The 6,149-nt window shown below is 64.1% G+C and carries 6 protein-coding genes and 1 pseudogene; 2 read left to right on the forward strand and 5 right to left on the reverse strand.

Annotated elements, in window-relative coordinates:
- The 5 genes and pseudogenes from ABIB26_RS23455 to ABIB26_RS23475 all read right to left on the reverse strand — a co-directional run.
- Positions 1 to 293: carbohydrate ABC transporter permease (locus tag ABIB26_RS23455; RefSeq protein WP_502913736.1), on the reverse strand; the 293-nt coding region annotated here is incomplete at its 3' end.
- Between the two features lie 207 nt (positions 294 to 500).
- The gene (locus tag ABIB26_RS23460; protein ID WP_354248595.1) at positions 501 to 1,793 is read right to left on the reverse strand and encodes a sugar ABC transporter substrate-binding protein; all 1,293 of its coding nucleotides are present in this window, start codon (positions 1,791 to 1,793) and stop codon (positions 501 to 503) included.
- Positions 1,794 to 1,917: 124 nt separating this feature from the next.
- The gene (locus ABIB26_RS23465; RefSeq protein WP_354248596.1) at positions 1,918 to 2,943 is read right to left on the reverse strand and encodes a LacI family DNA-binding transcriptional regulator; all 1,026 of its coding nucleotides are present in this window, start codon (positions 2,941 to 2,943) and stop codon (positions 1,918 to 1,920) included.
- A gap of 209 nt (positions 2,944 to 3,152) precedes the next feature.
- Positions 3,153 to 3,560, reverse strand: a complete 408-nt coding sequence (locus ABIB26_RS23470; protein ID WP_354248601.1) for a ketopantoate reductase C-terminal domain-containing protein — start codon at positions 3,558 to 3,560, stop codon at positions 3,153 to 3,155.
- 233 nt (positions 3,561 to 3,793) lie between these two features.
- Positions 3,794 to 4,223, reverse strand: a pseudogene (locus ABIB26_RS23475) (hypothetical protein).
- A gap of 524 nt (positions 4,224 to 4,747) precedes the next feature.
- Between ABIB26_RS23475 and ABIB26_RS23480 the strand changes: the two are divergent.
- On the forward strand, positions 4,748 to 4,924 hold the full coding sequence (locus ABIB26_RS23480; protein WP_354248598.1) for a CsbD family protein: 177 nt from the start codon (positions 4,748 to 4,750) through the stop codon (positions 4,922 to 4,924).
- 339 nt (positions 4,925 to 5,263) lie between these two features.
- Positions 5,264 to 5,698 (forward strand): helicase associated domain-containing protein, encoded by a 435-nt coding sequence (locus ABIB26_RS23485; protein WP_354248599.1) that lies wholly within the window; start codon positions 5,264 to 5,266, stop codon positions 5,696 to 5,698.
- Positions 5,699 to 6,149 lie beyond the last annotated feature (451 nt).

A 6,149-nucleotide genomic window follows, 5' to 3' on the forward strand; every position in this document is an offset into this window, starting at 1 on the left:
AGGAAATACACGGTGCGGAAGAAGTTCACTCCGCGGACCTTGGCGTTGACCAGCAGCGCCATGATCAGGGCCACCCCGGCCTGCAGCGGGACCACAATGATGGCGAAGTACGCCACGTTCAGCAGGGCACGATAGAACGTCTCATCCGCGAACAGACGGACGAAGTTATCCAGCCCGACGAACGTTGGCGGGTTCGGTGAGATCAGGCGTGCGTTGGTAAAGGCCAGCCCGAATGCGAGCATCGCCGGCACGAAAACGAAGAGCAGAAGCAGAATCAGAGCCGGGCTCAGCATGGCCCATCCGGCGCGCTGCTCGCGGCGGTGGTACTGCTTAATCCGAAGTGGTTCCGGCGGTGACGAGGGTGAAGGGATGGCCCGTGCGGATGTCGGCAATGATGCCGGGGCTGGAGAGGATTTCATCGTGTCTTGTCCTGAGTGGGTCCGGGTCCGGGTCCGGGGTGCCGCGCCGGTTCGATCGCAACGCGGCACCCCGGAAGCGGGCTAGTTCTTGTAGCCGTTATTGGACTTGATGTTGGCATCAATGTTCTTGACGGTCTTGTCCAGGACCTGTTTCGGGTCGGCGCCGGAAATGATGTCCTGTGTTGCCTTGCCGAACTCGGTGGCGATGAACGGGTAGGCCGGTGTTTCAGGCCGCAGCACGGCAGACTTCTTGGAGAAGTCGAGGAAGGCCCGGTTCTTGCCCGTCGGCTCGTAGCCGGGGACCAGGGCAGCAGCAGCATCGGTGGCAGGGATCGTACCGGTTGCCTTGGCGACCTTGGCGATGTTTTCCGGCTTGAGGGAGAAGGAGAGATAGTCCATCGCAGCGTCCGGGTTCTTGCAGCCCGTGGTCACACCCCACTGCCAGGATCCGCCGCCGATCTTCGGGCCGTTGCCCAGGTCGACGGAGGGCAGGACGACCAGGTCATCGCCGAGGGCTGTGCGGGCCTTGTCCGCGGCCCAGCTGCCCGTGTAGACGATGGCGCTCTTGTTGTTCAGGAAGTCTGCGGTGGAGTCCTTGCCACTCTTTTGCGCGGCGTAGCCCTTGGCGATCAGGCCATGGAACCAGTTGGCCCACTCGACCGCCTTGTCAGAGTTAAGGGCGCCGTCAGCGCCCTGGTAGTCGTTGCGGTTGATCAGGTCCCCGCCGAAGGACTGCAGGAACGGTGAGTAGGCGTAAGGGAGCCATTCACCCGTACCTGCCGTGCCGAGGTCCAACGGGTTGTCCCATTTGCCCAGCTTCTTCAGCGCGGCCAGTGCCCCGTCGAATTCGTCCTTAGTCCATGGCTTGTCCGCGGTAGCCACCCGCACACCGGCCGCTTTCAGATCCGAAGCGCGGGCCAGCATGGCCAGGGCCACATCGTAGTAGCCGACCGAGTAGGTCCCACCGTTCCATTTGCCCAGGGTGCTGGGAAGGTTCTGGGACAGATCCGCAGAGAGCTTCAGTGGCGTCAGATATTTCGACCACGCCCAGTTCGGGACGTTCGGCCCGTCGATGTCGACGATGCATGGAAGTTTATTCGCCGAAGCCGCAGCCACAACGGAGTCGTTGTAGGAGTCCTGAGGGAAAGCCTGGACCTTGACCTTGACCTTGGTCTGGCTCTGGTTGTACGCGTCCACGACGGACTGGATGGCCCCCAGTTCGTCCGGGTTTCCGGCGTTGTGGGTCCAGAGGGTGACTTCGCCGTTGGCTCCGTCCTTGGAGTTTCCGGTTCCTGAACCGCAGGCGGCAACACTGCCGATGAGAGCGGCACCGGTTAGACTGGCGGCCAGGAGCCGCTTGAGACGATTATTCATTGTTGGTGAATCTTTCTGCTTGATTCCTGCGTGGATGATCCGGCTCCGCACACGGGAGCGTGGCCGTTGCTGCGGCCGCGCTCCCATTTTGTGTGGACCAGGGTACTTGCGTGAGCCGCTGCCCTCAGATCTGCAGCGGCGGAGCGACTGACCCGCGCTCGATCAGCGGGCAGTCGAACATTATGTGGACGGGTTCGGCCTCTTCCGTCCCTTCGATTTCGTCCAGGAGCCGGGTTACGGCCCAGCGGCCCATGCCGTAGTGGGGAAGCGCCACCGTTGTCAGACCCGGCCACAGGCTCCCGGCGATCAGTTCGAGATTGTCAATCCCGACGACGGAAACGTCGTGCGGAATCTTCAGACCGAGGGAGCCGGCGGCCTGGTAGGCGCCCATGGCCATCCGGTCATTGAAGCAGAACAGGGCCGTCGGACGCTCGGGACGGGAGAGCAATTGATATGCAGCCGTTCTGCCGCCGTGGGCCTCCGATACAGCTTCGACGACCAGTGCGGGATCAAATTCGATGCCGCCCTCCCTCAGCGCCTCCCGGTAGCCCCGGAACCGTCCGTGCGTGGCGGGAATGTCATCGATGTTGGTGATGAATCCGATGCTCCGGTGCCCGGCACCGATCAGGGCGCGTACGGCGGCCCGGGCGGCCTCCACTTCATCCGGGACCACAGAGGACACAATTCCGTCCTCCGAAACGGCATCCAGAAGGACGGTCGGCACTCCAGCCAGTTCGGCCGGGAGCCCGACCCGCTGATGGTACATCTTCGCGTAGACGATGCCATCGACCTGGTGCTGAAGCAGGGTGCTGATCTGCCGCTTTTCCAGCTCACGATCGCTGGCGGTATCCAGCATCATCAGGAGCCACCCGCGCTCATACGCAGCATCCTGCGCCCCCAGAATCATCTCGCCGGCAAAAGGAGTCGTCGCGATCTCATCGCTCACCAGACCGAGCAGATACGAGCGCTGGTTGCGGAGCCCGCTCGCCAACCTGTTCGGGGCATAACCGAGGTCCTCGGCGACCGCCCGGACATGCTCCCTCGTCAAGGCATTGACGCGGGACCCCTGCGTATCGCTCAGGGCGTGCGACACCGTCGTGACGGAAACCTGTGCAGCTCTCGCCACATCCCGGATGCCTACTTTTGCCACGAACTTGCCCCTTTGCAAAACGTTTTGTATGTCGTGTAAGTCACATTAGCCAAAACGGTTTGCACTGTCAACTATCAGATCTGGTCATCGGAAACCGGGGAGTGCGGTCAGGCCGTATTTGGAAGCCGTTTCGGGCCCTACTGGGCCGACCTGACCTGTAGAGAGCGCCGCCCAGGTAGACACGAGCAGGCGCAGTCGGCGACTGTTTTCTATCGCACGCGGACGTGGTGCGCGCGTATCTGGACGAGGGCGAGCTTGAGGAGCGGGACGGCGACGTTGGGAGCGTCAGCGCGCACGGCCAAGGTTCCGAGGATGTGTTCTGCTTCCACGGCCCGGCCCTTTTTGAGGTCGCGATACAGCGAGGATGTAAACGACGATCCTGGCGCAATGAGGATCTGCACGCTCTGCTCGTGACCGGTAGGGCGGATCGGGTCCCCGGCGGCACCGGCGACACCCTCTGTCTCCGCGATGGCATCACGAATATAGGTTTCACCGCCGGCTTCCATAATTGCGCCGATGTCGTTCCGGAACTGGCACGTTATTACGCCCGCCGAGGCGATGAAAGCCCACTTCTCCCAGAGCCGTTGAACGACGTTGTCTGCGGTGGTTAGCTCGATTCCGGCACATCGATTGCGTCGCGCACCCTGGCTGGAAGGGAGGAACCGACGGGACCGACCTTGAACAGCTGGCCCGCGACTGCGAGGCCGCCGGGGTCATCATCGCCGCCGGCATCGAATGGTTCCCGGCTGAACCACCGGCGGCGGACCGCCCGAACCTTTCGGCCGGTCCAGTCCTTTGGAGGGGCGGACCTTGCCGGGCGGTGGTTCCGCCCGGCAAGGTTTCAGCAGGTTTAGGCGACGTTGGCCATGTACGGCATGCGGTACCGGCTGGGAAGTTCTGCGGCGGCTTCGGGCAGGTCGTCCGGGCCGTGGGCCTGGCCTTTCTTCCAATGGAAGAATGCCTGTTCGGTGATTGCGTCCCATTGCCGGGCCTTGGTCCGGTAGTAGGTGCAGCTCACGTCGCCTTCGCAGTACGTGGCGACGCCGAACAGGTTCCCGATGCTGTCAGCTGTGCGGGTGGCGGCGACCATGACGTAGGGCCAATTACCAAGGTCCCAGCCGTCACTGCCCCAGCTGGGGACGACGGCCCAGCCGTGCTCTTCGATAAGTTTCCATCCAGTCGTAGCCGCCGTTCACGTGGTAATCGCCCAGCACGGTCGCACCGTCGATCGTTTCGCCGGTGTCCTGAGTGGTCACCGTCTTAGTGGTTACTGCATTCATGGTCTTGCTCCTTTTGCAGAGGATTTTGGTGGGTGGGGCGGCTCAAGTGACCGGCCAGCGTCCCCTCTCCCCCCGTTGTTTTTTGGTTGCTGGCAAGCTCGCTTGCTCGGCGGCCGACGGAGCCCTGACTACCCGCAGGGCAAGGGGCAGGAAATTCCTGCAGGAAATCAGCGACGAAGGAGCGCCGGAGGGAAATTCCTGCACCGCAGGCCCCGACGAAGGAGGGGCTAGACGGGGTGGAGCGGACGCCTAGAATCCGGAGGACAGCAACCAAAAAACGTCGAAGACGTAGACAAGGGCCAGGGCGGCCCGGAGTTCTGCGACGGACAGCACTGGACCCAACAGCCGGCCGCGCCAGCGGACGCCATCCAAATCGGTGACCGCAAGTCGGTTCCTCCCCGAACCGGACGGGAACGCCAGCCCCTAACGAACGGAACACAGCGGGCTTGAAATCCTTACCCTAAGCATGCTTACTATAGAGTTATGGCCGGATTGATCGGCTGCCAACCAGAGGAGGAAACACCATGGGACTAGGCGACAAGATTCAGAACGCTGCCGAGAAGGCTGGCGGTAAGGGCAAGGAAGCTGCCGGAAATGCCACAGGCGATGAAAGGCTGAAGGCTGAAGGCCAGGCTGACCAGGCCAAAGGTGATTTGAAGCAGGCCGGCGAAAAGGTCAAGGACGCCTTCAAAAAGGACTGACCCCGAACACAGGCCAAGGGCGCATCTCTGACCAAGAGGTGCGCCCTTCGCTGTGCCCGGTGGCATGACCCTGCTGCCAGGAGTAGTGGCAGGTGCCGTGGCAGGATGGGGTCCATCATGGACAGGCGGTTGCGGCGCGCTCCTGACGCGGAATGGGTGCTGATGTACCGGCTCGGACTGAGCCGGAAACGCATCGCTGCGCTCGTGCGCGTTCCGCCCGCCGCCGTTGGATAGCATCTGGTCATCGCCCGCCGCCAGGACCCGGGGCTTGAGGCCGAACACCACGCTGCCGCCGGCGCCGTCCCCGTTCCGTACCCCTCCCCCAGGGACCTTGCCCGCATGGAAGAGGTCATCGCCTGGGTCTCGGCCGAAGGGCGGCTCCCAGACGGCCGTTCGGCCGACCGGGGCGAACGGTCGCTCGCGCTGTGGCTGTCCGGGCGCCGGCGCGAAGCAGCCGAAGGGACCCTGGACCCGGCCTACAGCGAGGGCCTCGCCCGGGTGCCAGGGTGGTCCGAAAACCATCGGGCAGTCGCAGACGAAGCCCACTGGCACGACCGACTCGCCCAGCTCGTGGACTTCCTGCAGGAAGGCAATGACTGGCCACGCCACCACGACTATGGCTCCGAGCACGAACACAACCTCGGGGTGTGGATCCACACCCAGCGGTACAAACGCCGCCGCGGCGAACTCGACCCTCTCAAGGTCAAGCTCCTGGACGCCGCAGTTCCCGGATGGCTGGCCGGGAGAACCCGGGGCCGCCCCCGCCGGCGGTGACCGGAAGGCCGCACCTCCGGGCAGCCCTGCGGCCAGGACGTCACGCCGGCGGGTACCCTGAGAGTGGTTCTCCAGTCCCCCAGCTTGGAGAACCGGGAGCCTCCGCGCTTGAGTCCTGGACTCGCGCAGAGGCTTCCTCATAGGCCCGACGAAGACCGCACGGTGCCACGGGGCCACCAAAACAGGATGCGCGTCCCGGAGGGACGCCGCCATTTACCAAGCCGGGACACGCCAGGTGGCCGGCACGGAGCCGCGGACTCCCCCGGCTGGCCGGGCCGGGAAGGGCGAGTTCGGGGACCGGCGGTGACACCAGCCGAGGACGCCATGCCAGCAGCAAGGACGCCCGCCGGGTTGTGCGTTCGGGGGGGACCATGGCGCGGCGGAGCTTGTGCATCCACGCCCATGCCGTCTCATAGGTCTTAGCCCTAGGACCCGCTGCAGCTTTTTGCGG

Source organism: Arthrobacter sp. UYEF20 (assembly GCF_040546335.1).
Lineage (GTDB): Bacteria > Actinomycetota > Actinomycetes > Actinomycetales > Micrococcaceae > Arthrobacter.

What these genes read in the sequence shown, in the direction of transcription:
- ABIB26_RS23485 (WP_354248599.1), top strand. Translation starts at nt 5,264, where the DNA reads ATGGAAGAGGTCATCGCCTGGGTCTCGGCCGAAGGGCGGCTCCCAGAC.
- ABIB26_RS23460 (WP_354248595.1), bottom strand. Translation starts at nt 1,793, where the DNA reads ATGAATAATCGTCTCAAGCGGCTCCTGGCCGCCAGTCTAACCGGTGCC.
- ABIB26_RS23480 (WP_354248598.1), top strand. Translation starts at nt 4,748, where the DNA reads ATGGGACTAGGCGACAAGATTCAGAACGCTGCCGAGAAGGCTGGCGGT.